The sequence below is a fragment of the Pedobacter sp. A2324 genome, assembly GCF_059693705.1.
Genome location: NZ_JCASSK010000005.1, coordinates 21285 through 42301, shown reverse-complemented (window position 1 = coordinate 42301; position 21017 = coordinate 21285). Strand labels below are relative to the sequence as shown.

The 21017-nt window shown below is 37.8% G+C and carries 21 protein-coding genes and 1 tRNA gene; 16 read left to right on the top strand and 6 right to left on the bottom strand.

The window, feature by feature from the left end:
* Window positions 1-18 precede the first annotated feature (18 nt).
* A complete protein-coding gene (locus AC570I_RS15485) occupies window positions 19-1188 on the top strand; it encodes an alpha-hydroxy acid oxidase (RefSeq protein ID WP_497406168.1) in 1170 nt (389 codons plus the stop codon).
* A gap of 260 nt (window positions 1189-1448) precedes the next feature.
* On the opposite strand, the gene AC570I_RS15480 is transcribed toward AC570I_RS15485, so the two are convergent.
* On the bottom strand, window positions 1449-2600 hold the full coding sequence (locus AC570I_RS15480) for an aldose epimerase family protein (protein WP_497406167.1): 1152 nt from the start codon (window positions 2598-2600) through the stop codon (window positions 1449-1451).
* Between the two features lie 180 nt (window positions 2601-2780).
* Here AC570I_RS15480 and AC570I_RS15475 point away from each other — a divergent pair, with 180 nt between their 5' ends.
* From AC570I_RS15475 to AC570I_RS15465, 3 genes are all read left to right on the top strand, one after another.
* On the top strand, window positions 2781-3479 hold the full coding sequence (locus tag AC570I_RS15475) for an NUDIX hydrolase (RefSeq protein ID WP_497406166.1): 699 nt from the start codon (window positions 2781-2783) through the stop codon (window positions 3477-3479).
* Between the two features lie 145 nt (window positions 3480-3624).
* Window positions 3625-3697 (top strand) — tRNA-Lys (locus AC570I_RS15470).
* A 275-nt stretch (window positions 3698-3972) separates the two neighbouring features.
* Entirely contained in the window at window positions 3973-4242 is a 270-nt protein-coding gene (locus AC570I_RS15465) for an Arm DNA-binding domain-containing protein (RefSeq protein ID WP_497406165.1), read from the top strand.
* A 265-nt stretch (window positions 4243-4507) separates the two neighbouring features.
* Here AC570I_RS15465 and AC570I_RS15460 read toward each other — a convergent pair whose 3' ends face one another.
* The gene (locus AC570I_RS15460) at window positions 4508-5284 is read right to left on the bottom strand and encodes a hypothetical protein (RefSeq protein ID WP_497406164.1); all 777 of its coding nucleotides are present in this window, start codon (window positions 5282-5284) and stop codon (window positions 4508-4510) included.
* Window positions 5285-5628: 344 nt separating this feature from the next.
* Here AC570I_RS15460 and AC570I_RS15455 point away from each other — a divergent pair, with 344 nt between their 5' ends.
* The 9 genes from AC570I_RS15455 to AC570I_RS15415 all read left to right on the top strand — a co-directional run bounded on the left by AC570I_RS15455 (window position 5629) and on the right by AC570I_RS15415 (window position 15751).
* On the top strand, window positions 5629-6435 hold the full coding sequence (locus tag AC570I_RS15455; RefSeq protein ID WP_497406163.1) for a type IV toxin-antitoxin system AbiEi family antitoxin domain-containing protein: 807 nt from the start codon (window positions 5629-5631) through the stop codon (window positions 6433-6435).
* Window positions 6432-7214, top strand: coding sequence for a nucleotidyl transferase AbiEii/AbiGii toxin family protein (locus AC570I_RS15450; RefSeq protein ID WP_497406162.1), 783 nt, complete (start codon window positions 6432-6434; stop codon window positions 7212-7214). The genes AC570I_RS15455 and AC570I_RS15450 overlap by 4 nt, the downstream gene beginning before the upstream one ends.
* Before the next feature lie 7 nt (window positions 7215-7221).
* Window positions 7222-8826: a type I restriction-modification system subunit M gene (locus AC570I_RS15445; protein ID WP_497406161.1), complete on the top strand. Its 1605-nt coding sequence runs from the start codon at window positions 7222-7224 to the stop codon at window positions 8824-8826.
* The gene (locus AC570I_RS15440) at window positions 8826-10205 is read left to right on the top strand and encodes a restriction endonuclease subunit S (RefSeq protein ID WP_497406160.1); all 1380 of its coding nucleotides are present in this window, start codon (window positions 8826-8828) and stop codon (window positions 10203-10205) included. The genes AC570I_RS15445 and AC570I_RS15440 overlap by 1 nt, the downstream gene beginning before the upstream one ends.
* Window positions 10205-11947, top strand: a complete 1743-nt coding sequence (locus AC570I_RS15435) for a restriction system-associated AAA family ATPase (protein WP_497406159.1) — start codon at window positions 10205-10207, stop codon at window positions 11945-11947. Before AC570I_RS15440 ends, AC570I_RS15435 begins: the two co-directional genes overlap by 1 nt.
* Window positions 11931-12947: a hypothetical protein gene (locus AC570I_RS15430; RefSeq protein ID WP_497406158.1), complete on the top strand. Its 1017-nt coding sequence runs from the start codon at window positions 11931-11933 to the stop codon at window positions 12945-12947. Before AC570I_RS15435 ends, AC570I_RS15430 begins: the two co-directional genes overlap by 17 nt.
* A gap of 647 nt (window positions 12948-13594) precedes the next feature.
* Window positions 13595-14485 (top strand): site-specific integrase, encoded by an 891-nt coding sequence (locus AC570I_RS15425; protein WP_497406157.1) that lies wholly within the window; start codon window positions 13595-13597, stop codon window positions 14483-14485.
* Between the two features lie 127 nt (window positions 14486-14612).
* Window positions 14613-14906: a putative quinol monooxygenase gene (locus AC570I_RS15420; protein ID WP_231427699.1), complete on the top strand. Its 294-nt coding sequence runs from the start codon at window positions 14613-14615 to the stop codon at window positions 14904-14906.
* 215 nt (window positions 14907-15121) lie between these two features.
* Window positions 15122-15751: a TMEM175 family protein gene (locus tag AC570I_RS15415; protein ID WP_497406156.1), complete on the top strand. Its 630-nt coding sequence runs from the start codon at window positions 15122-15124 to the stop codon at window positions 15749-15751.
* Window positions 15752-16158: 407 nt separating this feature from the next.
* On the opposite strand, the gene AC570I_RS15410 is transcribed toward AC570I_RS15415, so the two are convergent.
* Window positions 16159-16458 (bottom strand): winged helix-turn-helix transcriptional regulator, encoded by a 300-nt coding sequence (locus AC570I_RS15410; protein ID WP_497406155.1) that lies wholly within the window; start codon window positions 16456-16458, stop codon window positions 16159-16161.
* A 67-nt stretch (window positions 16459-16525) separates the two neighbouring features.
* On the opposite strand from AC570I_RS15410, the gene AC570I_RS15405 reads away from it, so the two are divergent.
* Complete coding sequence (locus AC570I_RS15405; protein WP_497406154.1) at window positions 16526-16909, top strand: hypothetical protein; 384 nt, start codon at window positions 16526-16528, stop codon at window positions 16907-16909.
* Entirely contained in the window at window positions 16860-17186 is a 327-nt protein-coding gene (locus tag AC570I_RS15400; protein ID WP_497406153.1) for a hypothetical protein, read from the top strand. Before AC570I_RS15405 ends, AC570I_RS15400 begins: the two co-directional genes overlap by 50 nt.
* Before the next feature lie 67 nt (window positions 17187-17253).
* On the opposite strand, the gene AC570I_RS15395 is transcribed toward AC570I_RS15400, so the two are convergent.
* The 3 genes from AC570I_RS15395 to AC570I_RS15385 all read right to left on the bottom strand — a co-directional run bounded on the left by AC570I_RS15395 (window position 17254) and on the right by AC570I_RS15385 (window position 20206).
* Window positions 17254-17955 (bottom strand): DUF92 domain-containing protein, encoded by a 702-nt coding sequence (locus AC570I_RS15395; protein WP_497406152.1) that lies wholly within the window; start codon window positions 17953-17955, stop codon window positions 17254-17256.
* A gap of 83 nt (window positions 17956-18038) precedes the next feature.
* Window positions 18039-19574 (bottom strand): phage tail sheath family protein, encoded by a 1536-nt coding sequence (locus AC570I_RS15390; protein ID WP_497406151.1) that lies wholly within the window; start codon window positions 19572-19574, stop codon window positions 18039-18041.
* Between the two features lie 404 nt (window positions 19575-19978).
* Complete coding sequence (locus tag AC570I_RS15385; RefSeq protein WP_316801606.1) at window positions 19979-20206, bottom strand: helix-turn-helix domain-containing protein; 228 nt, start codon at window positions 20204-20206, stop codon at window positions 19979-19981.
* Window positions 20207-20369: 163 nt separating this feature from the next.
* Between AC570I_RS15385 and AC570I_RS15380 the strand changes: the two genes are divergently transcribed.
* Window positions 20370-21017: a hypothetical protein gene (locus AC570I_RS15380; RefSeq protein WP_497406150.1), complete on the top strand. Its 648-nt coding sequence runs from the start codon at window positions 20370-20372 to the stop codon at window positions 21015-21017.

Genomic DNA, 21017 nt, shown 5'->3' with positions numbered 1-21017 from the left:
AAGACAATAGATTAAATAATGAGCAAAAAAATTACATTTCCTTACCATCCGCAATATCCTTCTGTTGCCGACTTAAGGCGTAAAGCAAAAAACAGAATTCCTAAGTTCGCGTTCGACTACTTAGAAGGTGGTTGTAATGAGGGACTGAATTTGGCACGTAACGAGAACGATTTTGATGATATTTACCTGAAGCCAAATTACCTGCGTGTAGGGTCAGAAATCGACATGTCGGTAGAGCTGTTCGGCCGTAAGTATAGTGCTCCGTTTGGTATTTCACCAATAGGCCTGCAAGGTTTAATGTGGCCTAATGCTCCTGAAATATTAGCCAAAGCAGCAGCAAAACATGATATCCCTTATACTTTAAGTACCGTTTCTACCAGCAGCATTGAGCGCATTGCCGAAGTTTCTGATGGAAAGGCATGGTTTCAGCTCTATCACCCGACAGAAAGCAGGTTAAGGGATGATATATTGAACCGTTTGAAAGCGGTTGAATGCCCGGTGCTCGTCGTATTGGTTGATGTTCCTGCATTTGGGTTGCGGTATAAAGAAATTAAAAGCGGACTATCCATTCCACCGAAGATGTCCATCAATAACATTCTTCAGGCATTTGCAAGACCACTATGGGGCATTAAAACCTTACAGCATGGGATCCCGTCTTTTGCTACACTAAAGCCATATATGGAAAAAGGTATGGACATGTCGCAACTGGGGCAATTCATGAACCGGACTTTTACCGGTAAGGTAGATATCGAAAAGGTTTCTGCTATCCGCGAAATCTGGAAAGGACCACTGGTACTGAAAGGCATTGCAACGGATGAAGATATGCAGGCAGCTATACAGATTGGTGTTGATGGGGTAATTGTATCGAACCACGGCGGAAGACAAATTGATGCAGGTGAATCATCGATCAATTCATTAATCAAACTGGCCGCAAATCCCGCTTATAAATCGAAATTAAAAATCATGCTTGATGGTGGTATCCGTTCAGGTGTAGATTTAGCCAGGGCACATGCTGTTGGATCTGAATTCAATTTTATGGGACGCCCGTTTATGTATGGTGTTGGTGCTTTGGGTAACGAAGGCGGTGAACATACCATTAATATGTTCAAAACGCACCTTTACCAGATCATGCAGCAGCTGACGATTGAGAAGGTTTCCCAATTTCCTGACAGATTATTGGAGGTGTAATTAGTCCGAAGTCTTGAGTTCATGATGGCAATGAAGTTCCCGCAGATCTCGCTGATTTCGCATATACCGAAGTATTTCCGTCATTAAAAAAAACCACAAAGACACAAAAGAACACAAAGGGGATCATTATGCTTTGTGTTCTTTTGTGTCTTTTGTTTTGAAATTCCGCGCCTTCCGTGTTTCCGTGGCTACCCACAAAAAAACTCCTGCAACGCAGGAGCTCCTTCATTCTTTGTGTCTTCGTAGTAAAAATAGATTACCTACTTCGAAAACTTATATGTCGTACTCGTTTTGTATGTCTGTCCTGGTTTCAACTCCGTGGAAGCAAAGTTCGGATGATTTGGTGCATCAGGAAAATGCTGTGTTTCCAGGCAAATCGCTGAGCGATGCGGATATGACTTACCTCCTTTACCATCTTTATCAGCTCCGGTTAGGAAGTTTCCGCTGTAAAACTGTAAACCCGGCTCTGTGGTGTAAATATCCATTTTAATTCCAGTTACCGTACTCTTTACCGTAGCAATTGATGTTTTAGCATCGTGTGCTTTTAAAGCGAAGTTATGGTCGTATCCTTTACCATACTTCAACTGCTCGTCTTTATCTTCAATAGATTTGCCAATCGTTTTCGCCTTATTGAAATCAAATGGAGTACCTGCAACAGCGGTTAACTTTCCTGTTGGGATCAAAGTAGAATCAACCGGCGTAATCGAATCTGCAGCAACGGTTAATTCATGATCAAGGATGGTATTGTTCCCTTCACCGTTCAGGTTAAAATAGGCGTGGTTGGTTAAGTTCACCACCGTAGCTTTATCTGTAGTGGCTTCGTAGTCGATCTGCACCGCATTATCATCCGTTAGGGTATAAATTACTTTAACATTCAACGTACCCGGATAACCCGCTTCACCATCTTTAGCTACGTAAGTCAGCTCCAGTTTGTGCCCATCTAATTGTTTGGCGTCCCACACTTTTGAATAAAAACCATCAGTTCCACCGTGAAGTGTATTAAGTCCATCGTTAAGCTGTAACTGATATTGCTCCCCATTCAAAGTAAACTTCCCTTTGCCAATGCGGTTGCCATACCTACCGATTAACGCGCCAAAAAAGGGTTCACCTTTTTTGCGGTAGGCCCCAATGCTATCGTAGCCTAAAACCACATCAGTTAATTTATTATCCTTATCAGGAACCATAAGCGAAACAATCCTTCCGCCATAATTGGTAATGCTTATGCTTGCACCGTCTTTATTTTTGAGTGTGTATAATTTAACGGCTTTACCATCAATAGTGCTTTCGTATTTGGTACTGTCCAACGCAGTGGTGTTTTGGACAGACTTTTCTGTTTTAGACTGGCACGAATACAGGAACATAGCAGCACAAATGGCCGCAACCGATACCGGCTTAAGATATATTTTCTTCATAAAGATTTATTTTGGTTAAGGCTAAAGTAGCAAAAATATATTATCGTCATTGTAACGATTATCAATAATATTTGAGTTAATATTGAATTGACTTTATAACATCAGAAAAAATCGCATAATTTGCATCGGTTTGCAATGTTAGCAAATCATTCACAACAACCTAAAACGTTCTGCTTAAAAATGGCTAAATACCTTAACCAGAAACCTGTACTTGTAGCGGTAGATTGTATCATCTTCGGCTACGATGGCGAGCAATTGAAACTCCTGGTCATCAAAAGAGCTATCGAACCGGTAAAAGATAAATGGAGCTTAATGGGTGGATTTATCGGCGACGAAGAAAACCTGGATGGTGCCGCCAAGCGTATCCTTCTGGAGCTGACGGGCCTGCACGATGTGTACCTCGAACAACTCCATGCCTACGGACGCCCGGATCGTGATCCGATTGAGCGTACTATTTCGGTGGTGTATTTTGCTTTAATCGACATCAATAAATACAGCAAACAGATTAGCGACCAGTTCCATGCCGAGTGGTTTAAACTTGCGGAAGTTCCTGAACTGATTTTCGACCATAATGAAATGGTGCAAGCCGCGATGGATAAGATCCGTTATCAGGCAGCCCTCCATCCTATTTTATTTGAACTACTGCCAAAGAAATTTACCATTCCACAATTGCAATCGCTTTATGAGCAGGTATATGATACCCCTATTGATAACCGGAACTTCATCCGTAAAATCACCGCAAGTGGTCTGTTAATTAAGCAAACTGAAAAAGATAAATCGAATTCCCGTCGCGGTGCTTTCTACTTTAAACTGGATAAAAACAAGCATAAGGCGCAGTTCCAGTCGTTTTTAAACTTTATACCGAAGTCGACTAAATAATTTTTATTTTTTTTTGGCGACTATATTTTTAAAAATCAGACAGTTGTAAAGGGCTCAATAAAACGCTTCAAATAAAAATAAAAAAAGATTTGCACGATTAATTATTATCCCTATATTTGCACCTCCTTAAACAACAAGGAAAAACGATTCCGTAGCTCAGCTGGTAGAGCATTACACTTTTAATGTAGTGGTCCTGGGTTCGAATCCCAGCGGGATCACAAAAAAAATATAAAAGAGAACTAAAACCCTGAAAATCAAATGATTGCAGGGTTTTTGCTTTTACGGATTTTACCAAAATATGCATTAAATCGCATATAAAATTTGTGTCATTCGGTGCGTCGTTCTTTATATATCAAACTCCCCTAATTCGTATTAACATATTGATATTCAACTAGTTTAATAGATGAACATCTTGTATGAATGAAACTGCAAAGCTATTTTTGTTTAACCTTAATGTTATCGTTATGAAAACTAATTTTAGCGTCTTTTCTTTTTGAAAAAGCCAAAAAACTACACAAAAGGGGCTGTTTACTTTATCTTTTTAAGAATTACGGTGGACGGGATTCGTGCGGAGATGTCTACAAGCAGAAGCTGCGAACCAGAGCGATGGAATGCAAAAGCAGGAAAAGTCATTGGGACAAAGGACCTGTGCAGTCGCAAAAAGGGCAGCCCCTTTTTCATCCAGTCTGTCAGAGTGACCAGCGATACGCCAAGCTCAGCGGCTAGTTCCTGTTTGGATAATAGGTGTTCTTGCTGTTCCTGACTGGAACTGCCGCCTGTTTTAAAATGTTGTTGTAGTTCTGCCCGCAATGCATCCCTGATGCACTGGCTAAGGGCTTGTTCATTGATAATAACCATAGCCTTTGTTTTGGGACAAAAGAATGCTATGGATTTAGTTTTTTGTTACCACCGGGTTTGCGTGGTAAATTGATAAGGTTTGAATATGCTTGGAGAGTGCTATTAAAATTCTTATTATCAGATTGATAGAAAACCGTTTCTTTTAGATCGGATGATGAGCCGTAAAAACGTTATTTCTTCTTTTTTGCAGGAGTAATTGTGTAAAGTCTATGCTTTTCAGGTATTTCATTCTCTCTTTTCAGAGGATCTTTTGGATCAATGCCTCGGAGATAGTACCGTAATTTATCTATCTTTATTTCTTTGACCTGTCCAATATTCTCCTGATCATATTCTCTGAAATACTTACTGATCATCTTAGCCCAGGTGTTTTGTGCAGGGGTGATCAACAATTCGTTGCCATCCGGCGCCTTTAATTTCTGCATTTGCAGGAATAGATCTAGTATAGCTAAAGCTTGTTCATTCCTGATATTTATATAGCCATCCCACTGTCGGGCTTCTTTCAGTTCTGCCTTTAAATCTGTAATCTCTAATTGTTGTTTCCTGATCAGCTCGACCTGATCGGCAATAATTTCAGGGAGGGTCTTTTGGGTATGCCACTGGTCAATCGAGCGTAGATATTTTTGAAAATCTGTGAGTTTTTCCAGTATCTCCATATCCAGTGCATGACTGGAATTAAAAGGATTTTTATGCTCTAAAAAATTGATACGTCTTAGAACAATTTGCCAGACAAAAGTGAAAAATTCCTCTTCGCCGTCTGGTTTTTTTTCTAGAAAATAGGCAAGGTGATATTGATAAAAGGCAGGGTATTCTTTTTCAGGTAATGTAAAAAGCTTTTTTATAAAAAGATTATCCTCAAAGCCATTTTTCAGCCCGGTAAAAATACCTATATCATAGGGATGCGGGTTGAGGTTAAAAGCTTCGTGGGGTTTAAAATATTTGTTGGGCATACTTTCCGAATTAATTTATCCCATGTGGATAATATAAATTAGTACCCCAAATTTATCGATTATAATTCTATAATAACACCCAGCACGATCAGAAAAACGGTAAAGGCATCAGGTGATAATCAAATTGGATAATGGCGTGATAGACAAAATTACATGTTAAGCTAGATAATTAGAATATTTTGCTTTCCAAAATAGAAATGGTATCCGATAATCAGGGATTTACGCATTTAGTGGTGGGAAATGAGAAATAAATCTTGAAAACTTGTTACAATCAGTATTTATTAACTAAGTTTGTGTATGCAAGAAGGGATAAATATCATCCCTTTTGTCAGACGGAAACTTAAATGATTGGGCAATACGGTTACTTAGAGGACTTTATTAGCGAACTGCGTTCAGATGGAAGGTATGCATTTTCATTGCCGGAAGTACGGAATAAGTTTGAACAATCCGATGAGGCGATTAAAAAGGCACTACAGCGGCTTAAAAAGAAGGGCGAGATTGCCTTAATAAGAAATGAGTTCTATGTAATCATTACTCCTGAATATCGGATTAAAGGAATTCTTCCACCATCCTTATTTGTGTCAGAATTGATGAAATTTTTAGATAAAGATTACTACGTAGGTCTGTTAAATGCAGCCGCTTATTACGGAGCTGCCCACCAGCAACCTCAATCTTTTTCGGTAATCACAATGAAACCAAGCTTAAGGAATGTAGATAACGATAACCTGAAAATAAATTTCTATATAAAGAAGGAATGGGCAAAAAGTGATATCGTTCAAAAAAAGGTTGATACAGGATATATAAACGTATCATCTCCAGAGTTAACCGCTTTGGATTTGGTAAATTATTTTGAACAGGCGGGCGGCCTTAATAGAGTTGCAACAGTGTTGGAAGAACTTTGTGAAAGTATAGATGCTGATAAGATGCTTGATCTAGCAAAACGGTATTCTCCTATAACTGCGATTCAGCGTTTAGGCTTTCTGCTAGAAGAGATTTTGAATATGTATGATTTAAGCGAACCAATAAAAGACTATTTAAAGACAGTGAATTATTTCCCGATACTATTAAGACCGCAAAAGGAAAAGCCAGAGATGATAACCGGTAATGACTGGAAGGTTGTTCAAAATTTAGAAATAGAAACAGATTTATGATTCCACAGGCATATATAACCGCATGGCGTAAGAAAGCTCCCTGGCAGGAGGATTTTCAGGTAGAACAGGATCTAGTCATTGAGCGGGCTTTGATGGCAATATATAGCGATGAATATTTAAAAGAGCGATTGGCCTTTAGAGGTGGAACGGCATTACATAAATTATATCTTTCGCCAGCCGCTAGATATTCTGAAGACATAGATTTGGTGCAAATTACCGCAGAGCCATTCGGGCCAATTATGGACAAGCTACGTGAAGTATTATCTTTTTTGGGTGACAAACCAATACGTAAACAAAAACAACATAATAATACATTGATTTACCGCTTTGATTCAGAAGGTGGAATTCCATTAAGATTAAAGGTTGAGGTTAATTGTCGGGAACACCATACAATTTTTGGCATCCAGGATGTAAAGCACACTATGCAATCGGAATGGTATAGCGGTGAAGTCCTTGTTCCGACCTATGAATTAGCCGAGTTGTTAGGAACTAAAATGCGTGCCCTGTACCAGAGACGAAAAGGAAGAGATTTGTTTGATATGTGGTTTGCGATTACACAGAATGACGTTGATTCAACAAGAATTATCGAAGCTTGGAAATTTTACATGAAGCAAGAAGATAATAGTGTGTCGCAAAAGGAATTCCTAGAAAACATGGAAAAAAAAATTTTGGATCAAGATTTTTTAGGTGATATGGAAGGGTTATTAAGACCGGGTTTGACTTATGAGATTATTGAAGCTTACGAACTTGTAAAAACAGAAATTTTAGAAAAAATATAAGGATATTATGTTGTCAAACGATTTAAAATCGAAAATAAATAAGCTTTGGGATAAGTTTTGGAGCAGGGGTATTACTAATCCAATTACGGCAATTGAACAAATTTCATATTTGTTGTTTTTGCGGAGGATAGATGATGCAGATAAAGAAGCCAAAATTCAGAACCCAAAACATAAGACACTTTTTATCAAAGAAAAAGTAGATAAAAATGGCAGCCCGTTAAAAGGAAAAAATGGCAAAGCTATTTTAGAAAGTGCTGACGATTGTCGTTGGTCAAATTTTTCAGTGCTAGAAAATGCAGATGAAATATTAGAAGTAGTCAGTAAAAAGGCTTTCCCTTTTATAAAGGGATTAAATGATCCCAGTCAGCCTTATACTCGGCATATGCAAAACGCTGTTTTTGGAATCAACAATGCAACATTGCTTAAGGAAGCCGTTGAGGATATAAATAGCATTTTTGAAGATATCAAACTGCAACAAGAAGAAGGACAGCAGTTCCAAGACACGCAAGGAGATGTTTACGAATATCTTATCAATGAAATTAGCACTTCGGGAAAAAATGGACAGTTTAGAACTCCAAGGCATATAATTCAATTTATGTGTGAACTTATAAACCCAGATATAAATGATAAAATTTGTGATCCTGCTTGTGGCACCGGAGGATTCTTACTGGGAGCTTATCAACACATACTTACAAAATATACAAAAACAGATAATGTAATAGAAGACGAAAATGGATTAATCCGTTATAAGAGAAACGGTGGAGAGAAAATAACAGATTCAAAAATTTGGAATAAGCTGAACAGTAAGACCTTTTTCGGCTTCGATATCGACCAAAATATGGTACGCATTGGCTTAATGAATCTAATGCTTCATGGAATAAAAATCCCGCAAATTGAAAACTTGGATTCTCTATCAAAAGAATATGACGTACAGCATAAGGACGGAGAATATTCAATGGTTCTTGCCAATCCACCATTTACTGGAAGAATAAATAAAGATGGTGTTAGTGATAAACTCAAAAGTTATGGAACTCAAAGTGAGTTGCTGTTCTTAATTCGTATTTCTAAAATGCTTCGTAAAGGAGGTAAGGCTGCCGTTATTATTCCGGAAGGTGTTTTGTCCAATGGGAGCAAAAATCAAAAAGCTACGAGAGAGGTTTTATTAAAAGACAATAATGTGGAAGCCGTAATTTCTTTACCAAGCGGAGTCTTCAAACCTTACGCGGGTGTTAAAACTTCAATTTTGGTCTTCTCTAAAATTAAAGAAGATAGTATTATTTTAAATACGAAAAGAGTTTGGTTTTATGAGTTAAAGAATGACGGATATAGCTTGGATGATAATAGAAGAAAGCTATCTGATAATCCACTCCCAATAGCCAGAGACACTTTTAATCAAAGAGAAACAAATATTTCTACAGAGCGGCTTACTCATTTTTATGTATCTGTAGAAGAGATTAAGTTGAATGGTTTTGATTTAAGTTATAATCGTTATAGGCAATTCGAATATGAAGAGCAAAGTTATGATCCACCAAAAGAAATATTGGAAGCCATTTTTCAACTAGAGGATACCATCCGAAAGGAAATGGATGAACTTAAAAATATGATTGGATAATGGAGTTTGTGAATAATATTTTTAATATTTCGAAAGGGACGAAAGTAAGTTCCTATTCAGATAAACCTGATGGTTACTCCCATAGGTATTTACAGATTGAAGACTTGCGTAATAACAATCAATTGAAATACACAAATGACACTAAGTCTGTATATGTTAACGAAAATGATATAATTATAGCTTGGGATGGTGCTAATGTAGGAACCATAGGTTTTAGACTTAATGGAGTTATTGGAAGCACATTGGCTAGATTATCCATTAAAGAAGATTTAAGAGATAAATGTAACAGCATTTATATAGGTTACTTTCTATCTTCAAAGTTCAAATATTTTCAAAATACTTCTACAGGAGCAATTATTCCACATTTAAGTCGATCAGCATTAGAAAGGCTTCCAATACCACTACCGGATATTGAAACTCAAAATAAAATTGTTTCCATTTTAGATAAAGTAAAAGTCATTTTGGATAAAAAAGAAGAAACAATTCAGAAATATGATGAATTAATAAAGGCCACTTTTCTGGAAATGTTTGGAGATCCGATAAAAAACGAAAAGGGATTTAGGAAAGTTAGTATCGAAGAGGTTAGTCATACGATCAAAGATGGTCCACACGTTTCTCCGGACTATGTAGATAATGGAATACCAATTTTATCTACAAGAAACATTAAGCCGGGGCAGCTTGTATTAAACGATCTAAAATTCGTATCTCAAGAAATTTATGAAAGATTAATTAAATATTTCAAGCCAAGCAAATACGATGTCATTATTACTAAAGGGGGAACAACAGGATGTGCTAAAGTTATTGACTGGGAATTTGAATTTTGTATTTGGGTGCATTTAGCTGTAGTTAGATTAAAAGAAGAGGTTAATCCATACTACTTTGAAAGTTTTATAAATTCAGATTACGGTTACTATCAAACCCAACGCTACACTCAAGGTATAGCAAACAGAGATTTAGGGTTACGTAAAATTGCAAAAATTCAACTGTTATTACCTCCAATTGATTTGCAAGATAGATTTGGATTGCTATATTCAAAAGTAAGTAGCATCAAACTAAAACTTGAAAAAGCAAAGTATGCGGTTGAAATGTTAAGAGATAGTTTATCCCAACTTGCCTTCAAAGGCCAATTAAATTTCAATACCGCTGTTGATTTGGAAGTTTTATTGGAAAATGATTACACATTTTTCAGGGAAAATAGTACTTCTCAATCAATACAGTTCTTGTTGGATAGGTTGGATAAAAATGAGCTAAATAACTATAAATTTCATGATCGAGAGGCATACGACAAAGCAAAAGAATTTGTATTTGAACTTCTAAAAGAGCATAAAATAAAACAAGTCTTTGATGAAAAGTCGAAACGTGTAAAATTGACTATTTAATGAAATTACTAAAACTCAAAATAGAAAATAAAGAAGGATTCCGAAGCCTTCAACAAGGCTTTGAAATAAATTTCCATTCGCTAGCTGATACTGAAGCTATGGAATATTTTCGTCCTTTTTGTTTTGCAGGTCTAAATGGAAGTGGTAAATCAAACGTATTAGAAGCCTTGGCCAATATTTTCTATCATTTAGAAGTTTGTGTAGCAAGATATTTACCCAATAATATTCAAAATCTTCAAAATTTCAGAAGATCGGAATGTACGCCCGATGCTTTCACTGTGGAGTACTTGATTGGTCAACACAACAGGAAATACTATACTCTTTATTATTTTGATAAAGTAACCATTGTTAAAGAAGAAGGCAAAGAGCCGCAAATGTTTATCCAATCCTTTCCCTTTGATGAATCAGTTGAGAAAAGAAAAGTTTCATTAGTTCCTTCAAAGAATAAAGAATCTGCTGCAGAAGGAAAAACATATTTACCAGCTCATATTATAGGATATTCATCAGGTGAAAATGAAATTTTAAGTTTACCATTTATAAAAAGTCGTTTGATTCATTTGGATGAATATTTACAGGCTGTTAGAGATAATTATGATGGTTATCATGAGGCAGAAAATAGTTTGATTTATATTGATAACAATATGAGTCAGGCTGTATTATTAACTTGTTTGCTGTTTGAAGATGATGAAACCCTCGCTCCACTTAGATCTGTAGATAATACAGGTATTTTGGGCCTAAGGAGTTTTAGAATGAACATTCATTTCCATGACTTTGAATTTAAAGATTCCAAGGGAAATACTAAAAAACTACCAATATTAGATTTCCTTGAACATAGAGAACTAGATAATCTCAAAAAATGTGCTACCTCATGGTTTTTAGATCATGAAACAAATACTTTATGGTTAGATTTCTATGTTGACGAGGCAACAAAAGAAGCTTTTAGAAGTCATTTTAATAATGCTTTAGAATGCTTTCAACTATTCCGTTTATTATACGAGCTAAATAACTATTTTATTGATGAAAGAACCAAAGCTGAGGTTTATCGATCAAAAGGTGTATATATAGATGGAAAATTACCAACACCAAGCCCTTCTAAGGATGTATTTCATTTCTTAGATTTTTATATAATTAAGGAGTTGAAGAAGACTGGTACGAAAAAGGATTTGCTATTAAGGAGTTTTTCTGATGGGGAACATCAATTCATTCATACTATTGGAATCTGTTTATTACTTAAAGACAGACGTACGTTGTTGTTGTTGGATGAACCGGAAACCCATTTTAACCCAAAATGGAGGGCTAAATTTGTCAAAGTATTAAACGATAGTATAGTAGCTGGGAGTAAGGGAAAAGAGTATAATGTACATTTATTAAAAGATGTATTATTGACTTCACACTCTCCGTTCATCATATCGGATTGTTTACCTGATAATGTCATATTATTTGAGAAGGATGGTGAAGGTAAAACGACTGCAAAAAAAGTTTCTGAAATTGAAAACACTTTCAATACTTATGGGACATCTGTCGAACTGGTCTTAGATAAACTTTTTGATTACAATCAATCAATTGGCGACTTATCATTTTCCGAAATTGATAATATAAATATAGATGAAATAAATACGACTGAAGAGATTGCTAAAGCAAAGTTGTTATTGAGGAAATTTGGAGAATCCATTGAGAAAGATATGGTATTATCGCAACTAAATAGAAAACTTAAAGATAATCCAAATGCTAAGAGCTTATAAACCATTAGATAATCATGGAGTTTTCCTTTATCAAAATCATGTTCAGCATTTAGTATGTGAAGTTTGGTGTAATGCGGTTGATGGTCAAAATGCTCAAGATTTATTATCGGAAGAATTTGAGCTTATATATTTAGCGAGAGATTGGGTAAAGGTATCTGTAGATGAAATTTATGAGATATGTAAAGCATTGACTGATGAAGAAAGGGCTGCAATCCGTGAAGCTTTCTTTATTAATAATGATATTGAATCTTTATGCGAAGGGGCATTAAGTCCAATTGAACTTAACACATTACATCTTGTTGTTGAACAAAGAATGAAACCTTTGTTAGTCAGATTTTATAATGAATTGATTAGTTCAAAAGAAAAATTAGATTATTATAACAAACTAGTAGAGAATAATAACAGCTATGACTTTTGCCCTTGCTGTGGATTGATTAGGATTGAGAGTAATGAATCCCCTTTTCGTGAGGATAATGATCACTATTTACCTAAAGCGGAATATCCCTTCGCATCAGTCAATTTTACGAATTTGCCTCCTGTATGCAACAAGTGTAATAAAAAATGGAAGACAATAAAGAATCCATTTGAAAATGGAAGGATATCATTCTATCCTTTTAAAGCTTTGGAGAATGAGTTTGAAATTAGTGTTAGTATAAATGAATCAGATTCTACAGATTATCTGTTATTAAGTGAACAGGAAATAGTAATAGGATTTAATAATGATGTTGGTAAAGTTGACACTTGGAACTGGTTGTTTGGGATTCGTATAAGATATAATGAAGAGGTAAGGCAGTTTAGCAAAACGGAATTAAGATTGTTAAAATATAGATTTGAAAAGAATAGAATGAGAGATCATAATTTAACCTATCATGAAGTTGTATCTGATGTTATCGAAGAATATATGATTGACAAGTATGACGACAGGAAATTTTTAAAGGCCTCATTTTTAACAGAAATTTTGACTAAACCTGAGTGGTTAGCAGCATATAACAATTTATAAAATTGATAGGATAAGTGAATATTAATTGTGTTTCGTATTTCTGAAAAAAATTAGTGTATTTATATGTAGCATTTGCAGCTATTCTCTATTAATTAAAAGGTGCGTTATTCGGGGAGTTCGAATTTCAAAACCACTATAAAATATTGCAAACGTTGATTTTTGCACTAGGTGCAAATCCCAGCGGGATCACAGAAAGACGCAAGAAATTGTGTCTTTTTTGGTTTAATAATATTTAGACCAAGATAGCTTTTCGAAGATAAATCAATCAAATACAACTTAAGTCAATCTGTATGGTGGTAATTCACTGGCCATATTATGAATTAAATTTGTTGGCCACCATTAGGCTCCCCACCTATCGAATCAGTTTTTAGCATAAGCCGTTTTGCCGGATCCGTCCGGGAAATAACATGTGTTACTTTAAATGGATTGAAAATGAAAAGCAATCAGGTCATGAACATATTGTTCTGGCACAAAAAATCAAAAGCCGGTAAGGACGGCTACGCAACGGTGATCTGTAGGATTACCATCGACGGGATGGAATAGGAATTCTCTACATCCAAAAAAGTTCATATCGATCACTGGATCTGGTTACCGAACGGGCATCTGCTGGTAGGGATCACAAAGCTGTCAACCTCGCACTGAGTGATGTGGAGTCGGATCTTGAAACCCACTTTAAGGTTCTCCGGATGTCCCATGGATTTGTTACACCACAAATGGTTAGGAATGCCTACAAAAATGCACCCTTACACCTGGAGAAAATTGGCAAAAGAACAACTGTTGAGGAAATACCGACGCTTCTGGAGCTAAGTGAATATCACCTGGCTGAATTTGCCGAACTAGCGGCAATTGGCCAGCGTTCAAAAGCAACGCTTAGGCAATGGAGGTCTTCTCAGAGGAAGCTTAAAGAATTTATTTCTTTTGAATTTAAATGTAACGATCTGCTCCTGTCCGAAATTGACTTTTCATTTGCGCAAAAGCTTTTCCGGTACCTCACGATCAAAAGGTTAAAAATTTTACGCTTGGACAAGGTTAGAGATGCTTTCGTTTTCCAATGTTTTACAGGTTTTGCCTATCAGGACATCTATGCCCTGACACCGCAGCATATCAAAAAACACGGTGTTGAACGGGAACGATGGTTGGTTAAGGAAAGAGGAAAGACAAAGGTGACTGAGATGGTACCGGTGCTCCCCATAGTGGATGAAATCATTGATAAATACAAAGATGATCCCTATTGCCGTTTTAAAAATAGCCTCTTACCGGTAAATAGCAATGCGAAATACAATACCTACTTGAAGGAACTTGCCGATATTTGTGGTATCGGAAGAGAGCTGAATACCCACCTTGCACGCCATACTTTTGCAGACATCATGCTCAACGTCCTGGAATTCCCATTGGAAGATGTGAGCAAAATGCTCGGACATAAAAGTATAAGAACTACCCAGCGTTATGCCAGGGTCAAAAAGCGCCGCATAGGAAACCGGATGAACGCGGTCAAAGGATTGCTATTCCAAGCAGATGAACAGTTAAAAGACTTTTAACCTATCAATTGTGAAAATAATTATGTATTTGCTAAGCATCTGAATTGCCTGATCGTGGCACTATTCGTGTTCAATCTATTATGGCGGTATATTGCCGCTAACGAACCGTTCTATTAAAATTGATCAAATGGAAAATTTAGCATTACTGGCCCACTTCGAGGCTAAACCCGGTAAAGAACAACAAGTTGCTGACTTCCTTGCAAGCGCTTTGCCTTTGGCAGAAGCTGAATCCGGTACTATTCGCTGGTATGCATTGCAGCTCGGACCTTCCACCTTTGGTATATTCGATACATTTACCGATGATGCCGGTCGAGATGCGCACTTAAACGGTGAGATCGCTAAAGCACTGATGGCCAGCGCCGATGAACTACTTGTTTCGACGCCAGTGATTGACAAAGTAAAAATACTTGCCTTTAAGTGATCTCTAACAAAAGCTGGCAGTGACTGCAGGTCGGCATCCGGCACAGGCCGACCGCTATCACTTGCCTGCTGAATATGATCTGATCGGATTATGTGGACAATCTCAAATATTACCCGATCCAACCACATAAGATATCGTTGTGATCAATTGCCGATATCAAGAGATATTTGGTTTTCAGTTCAGGCCTGCAAAAAAATTAGTTTAATAGGGATCTTATGTACAATCATCGAACAACTGACAGGCTTGAATATTTTAGCGATGCTGTTTTAGCTATTGCCGCAACATTACTCGCCACAGAATTGCCTAAACCGGAAGCCGGAACAGATCTGCTGGGAGAGATATTGAAAAACTGGCCTCATTATGCTGCGTTCGCCGCGTCTTTCCTGTTTATATGCGTTGCCTGGTCCAACCATCACAACATGTTTATTTATATAAAAAAGACAGATCAGTACCTGCTCATATTACATATCTTGTTTTTAATGTTTGTCACACTCCAGTCTTTCACTACAGGATTATTGGCACTCCATGTAGGCAAACCAGACGAAAGAACGGCAGCATTGATCTATCATACTACATTGGTGTTGATGACAGTACTTTATAACTGCGTATGGTGGTATGCCACCAGAAAGAAAGGTCTTTTGGAAGAAAATACAGACCCGGCACTTGTCAAACTGCTGACAAGAGAGTATGCGATCGCCCCTGTGCTACACTTAGCTGCCTTAATTATTTCTTTTTGGAACGTGGCTTTTAGTATTATTCCCATAGTATTACTCTACATCTATTTTGCGCTGCCTCGGTTCAGCGAAAAGAAGATAAGGGAGAGGAACGAGTCGATTCAAGGTTAGCTAACCTATAAGAATCTGTAGAACAAAGGCCAGCAAACAGCTAAATTACACATTAGTGGTATGATTAATGTTGCTAGTAAATAGTGATCAGGATTCGTTTTCTGATGACTGAAGGTGTATGTTTTTCATGAAAAAAAAACCGACAATAATCGTGCTGCGATTGTACAATGAAAGTTTTGTCATCATGCTTTGGATTCTCTATATGAGTTAGTTTTTTTAAGAAAGATATAAAAAAAGGCATAATATGATCTTGGAAGACCGATAAAGCGTAAATTTTCACGCCAGGGTTATAATACACTAATTTTTCTTACAAATTGTGACGGTGGCGGTTTTAATATTAAAAATCTGTGTATTTAAGGATATAATCTGAAGATCTTTTGCTTCAAAAAAATTTAGAAACCCAATTATTAATCCTCCTTTATCTTATTTCGATGGTTTTTACCCCAGTCAATCATTTCAGCAATCATATTGCTTAGCGTATCGCAATAGCTAGTAGTCGTGTACTCCACACGGGGTGGAGAGGTGTCGTATACTTTGCGTAGTACCAGCTTATTTTGTTCCAGTTCTTTAAGCTCTTTAGATAATACTTTGGTGGTAATACCGCCAGTACTCCGTTGTATATCTCGAAAGCGGGTATTCCCCTGGTGGACAGCAACCAGTATAGGCAGTTTCCACTTCCCATTTATTACATACAGCGTATCCTGCAAATGTCGTATCTGCTGGTCAATGGCTGCTTTATCCTATTGTATATCTGGCATCCTTTAGGTAACTGGTATGTTTTGGGAATATATCCTTATGCAGGCAAGCGTGATCTTCGAAAAGTTTGACCAGATGGCCTTTGTCAAAACCATACTGGACCTTTCCAAATATACCACAATGGTCCGGGCGCGCATCCTGTATAATCACCTATTCTTTAATCAGATTCCTTACGCGTATATTTCAGAGATCATCCGCCAGGATTCCCTGATGAGTTTTATTAACCACGACAATTATAATCCCCGGATCATCGAGTACATCGCCAACAGCCGGCTTTGGGAAAAGTATTCTCCAAAGGAGTTTCCCATCGCTATGCTGGAGATTTTTGAAAGCCCGTTCAAAGTCTGGGAACATGCATTTGAATATCAGATCAGCGAAGAATGCCGGGCTGCGCTTCCATAACCCATCCATCAAAGACTTCCTGGTAGCTTACCTCCAGGCTGATGAACATATTCAGATCCAACTGATCAGTGCCGGACAACAGCTCAGGGCAATGGTAGAATTCTTTTCAACAAAAGGTCGTTTTTCCAAAAACAGCCTCAATGTATCTGATAAGGTTAAAGCTGTACTGGAAACACGTATCATTCGTGATTTTAATACTCTGCTCGCACCTATGAGGTTCTATTTTGACAAGGAAATCCATGCAGACAATTTTGTGGCGTCCAAACTCACTGGATGAAAGGCTCTGCACCAAAGCTCTTGAAAGAACTGGGTCATTAAAATATTAGCACAAATAGAATAGTAATTTAGATATTAAGAAAAACTACCTCAACTCCCATCATCACCCCTGCTGCCACCAATGTATTCACGAAATTAACGGCATCATTCCCGATAATTCCCTTCCGCTCCAGTAAAGCGCCCAATACTGAATCAGTAATATTACCTATTGTGCCTGAAATTACTATAAATAAAAAGCTGACGCCCCAGCCCCATCCAATCGCATAGATAACCGCTATCACGGCACTTCCTAAGATACCGATCACGGTTCCTTCCACACTGACCACCCCATCCCTACCACATACATCTGCTTTGAAGGAAATGATATTGAAGAATCGTCGTCCGTAAACCATTCCGAGCTCAGAGGATAGTGTATCAGCTGTAGCAGATGCGAAAGCGGCAGCCATTACAGGCAACAACAGCGCCGAGTGCTGAGGATAGTTAATAACTATGATACTGACGATGCCAGCTGCCCCTGCGTTAGCGAGAACTTGCAGCATATTCCGCCCATTTCCGGTTTCCTCAATTTTAATTAATGACTGCTTTTTGTGCCGTTGCCAGGAGGTAGCAGCAGAACCTAATATAAAAAAAGTCGTCATCATGGCTAATCCGGGGTATCCCGCAGCAATAAAAATAGTTATCGCAATCACAGCTCCAGTGAAAGCTGCCGCAACCGTCAGCTTTTTGGCCAGGATGCTGTAAGCTATGCCCGAAATAATGATGACAGGCATTAAGATACCAATATTAAACATCACGCAAACAATTCACATCTTCCATGGCTGGATATTTTTTTGATAGGTTTTACCAGAATTATTTATGATTGCTGTTGTAGCTGTTGGAAAGTGATAATAATAAATTCGGCTGGCCTCACAATAGCCACCTTCACACAGATGAGCATTTTACCGTCTAATATATCATTTGGGGTCATTGTAGATCCAAGTCCAATCTGCACGTCGTAAGCTTCTTCAGCCACTGCACCAGCTAAAGCACCCTGTTTCCAAAGACTGAAAAGAAAACTACCGATCATGGATTTAACCGTAATCCAGGTGTTGGCATCGTTCGGTTCAAACACATAAGCGCTGGTGGCAGCTTTTATAGATTGCTCAATCATGATCAATGTTCTACGCACATTGACGTATTTCCAGTCATTGCTGTTTCCATCCAAAGTTCTTGCTCCCCATACCAGCGTCCCCAACCCTTCAAACGGACGGATCACATTTATTGATTTTCCGGTTTCAGGATCTAAATTAAAAAATCCCTGTATCTCGCCCGATACGTCCACAACGGGGCTCAAAACTTGATTTAGTGAACAATTAGCAGGCGCTTTCCATACACCTCTGGCATTGTCGATCCTGGTATACATGCCAGCTATCGCAGCACTCGGAGGCAACTGGTTTGCCAAATATCTCGCATGTTGTAGAATAGCCTTGTAATTGGGGCTTGCAGATTTAAGTGCAAGGTGATGATTCTTTTTTAGGCTGATGAGCTGATCCCAGAAGCTGCCATCATCCGGCTTTTCCTGCATCAGAGTTTCCAGCTGAGCCAACTTAACTGCAAAATCCTGGCATATTTTTATCGGTTCACCGTCTTCCAGGTATTTGCTAATTGTATCAGGCAGATTTTCGAAAGTAAGCTCATCATCATCAACCACACTGGTATTTAGCCAGGGGTAGTAGGCTGCTCCATAGTTGAGAAAGTGATCTCCAATCCTGTTTCTAAAATCCGCTGCTACCTCTTCCGGTTTCGACGTTTCATCGTGTTTTTTTAAATCGAAAATTGCGAAACGGTCTTGCATACGGATGCAATGTGCCAGTACTTCCGCATAAACGGCATAAGCTTCCTCCTCTAACTTCACAACATCCGGAATCACAATAAGGGTTGGTTCGTGGGTATGTGCAAGAATTTCCAGCGGGCCACCGGCTTTGGTAAAGTCAGAAGCCTTGACTTCCAGTCCATTCTGCTTATCACCGTAAGTGTCCACCGCCAAAATTATGCATGATCCGCCCCCATTGGCATAAAAGAAGCGAATGCTGTTATAGAAATATAACTCATTGTGTGCTTCGAACGAAATATTTACGGTAGCGGCACCAAGTTTAATAGATGATGCGGTAGCAGGATGAACATTATCTTCTTCAATTTTAAATTTTGGGGAAAATGCACCGCCAAAGCTTTCTACATATTCGGCAAGGGAATTGATTCTGGTGGGTAAACCTAGCAGGGAGTTGCCGTTTCTTTCAGCCTTGAAGGTATATCCGATAAAAGCTGGAATGGCAGTTTCAACAGCTACAGCTGAATTGGGGAAGGCAGTAACTTCACTAATATAAACTCCTGGTGTTTTGTAATCTGGCATACTTGACTTTGATTAATAATAATTTTTACGAACTAATAACTTTTTTTCCAGCTACAGGTCTCGCTATGGGTATTGTTCGGTCTTCCCGGCACACATGTTCGACCACGGCATATAACCGATAAAGGGCTAGTACTAACTAAGAGCATACCAGGATCGTACCTTGAACGTAAAAAGACGTAGCAGACACGTTCGAGACACGTTCCAGACACGTACAAAACCCGGACAAGTTATAGGCCGTGGTGGGAGGATTATGCCTCTTGCCTACTACCAATATACCTTGACACCAACACAGCATTACGTCAAGCAGAAAAAGGCAATAATGTAGCTTAGCACTTTTTAATACCAGATAGTGAGGTTTTACGGCTTAGCTTATACTTTGACCATAAATTAAGCCTATAATGCGTTTACCCCTCCATTTCTTCCTTCAGTTTCAGGTGTCCGTATAAAAACTTATTTATCTCCACAACCTCTGCTTCAATTGCAAGCGCTATCAGATAAAGTTCAAAGCCCATTGGCCTCGCATTATCCTTTAAGGTGAGGTCATTTAACCGTTGTTTGGTAATGCCTGTCTTTTTTGCTAATGTGGCTTTACTAACAGATCGTTTAGCTAAATACTCTCCTAATTTGGTCATCACAATTGAAATTTTCTTCAGAATTCATTTAAAGATAAGCGCATTGAATAAAGTGATAATAATAATTTGCAAAATAGACTGTTTATAATTACTTTAGTAATGTCAAACATTACATTAGTGGTGTTTAACCAGTAAATATTTACAGACTATAACAAATCTAATTATGAACACACCGCATCATTATTCGGGTTTAATGACTCAAAGTGAATTTACGATCCGTTATCAATGTTGCATTTCACGAATTGCATCTGGATACACTCAGGAAGATGTTTCATTCCTGATGGGCAAGCAACCCTATTTTTACCGCGATTATGAAGAACTCAATGATGGCGTAAAGCTTCATGATAATGATAAACTTGCTTTAAAAGCTATTTTTCACTCCACATCAGATGTAGAATTAAATTTAATTCCCGACCCCTACGGTTTCCATGAAAAGCGAGCTATAAGAGGTATCAAAACATACCAGGCGGGCAAAATTCAATATTGCCTTATTCATCCATGGGATGTTGTCAACAAAAAGAAAGGAACAAAAGAAAACAGCCGCATCACATACGAGGAATATGACTATATCATTCCTGACGACGCGAGGCTCGAGATCATTAATAAATATAAAACAGCGGTTATGAAGTTACTTGAACGTTCGTTTTTCAAATACCCACAGCAACCTGTTGATATTTATACGCACTTAAAGTTTTCCCGTTTCGACCCCATGATCAAACCTTTATTTGTGAAACTGGCAGTATACGAGTTGATGGCAAGTAAACATCTTCACATGAAAACTATAGAGAATAAAATACACTATCACGGATAG